At 68.2% G+C, this 377-nt stretch carries 1 protein-coding gene; it reads right to left on the reverse strand.

The window, feature by feature from the left end:
- A partial coding sequence (locus KH400_RS22270) for a hypothetical protein (protein WP_217228360.1) occupies positions 1 to 377 on the reverse strand: 377 nt, incomplete at both ends.

A 377-nucleotide genomic window follows, 5' to 3' on the forward strand; every position in this document is an offset into this window, starting at 1 on the left:
GCGTGAAGGCGCAGCCAGCCGCGAGAGCAGTGATCGCAATCGTCGCCCGCGCAAAGAGCGTGAGCCTCGTCAAGAGCGGGAACCGCGCCAGGAACGGGAACCCCGTGGCGAAGTGCGCACCGAGCAGCGCATGGAGCGTGAGCCTCGCGAACCCCGCCAAGAGCGCGAACCTCGTGCCCCGCGTCCGGCTCGTGAACCTCGCGCCCCCCGCGAGCCCCGTGCCGAGGTGATCGTCGAGGCGGTTGATACCGTTGATACTGCGGTCGCCAGCGCTGAACCGCGTCAGGAAAAAGAGCAAAAAGTGGCCGAGCGCCGCGAACGTCGCCAACTGCGCAAGCAGATCCGTGTCGATGTCGCCGCGACCGACACCCCTGCCC

The sequence above is a fragment of the Desertibacillus haloalkaliphilus genome (assembly GCF_019039105.1).
Lineage (GTDB): Bacteria > Bacillota > Bacilli > Bacillales > KJ1-10-99 > Desertibacillus > Desertibacillus haloalkaliphilus.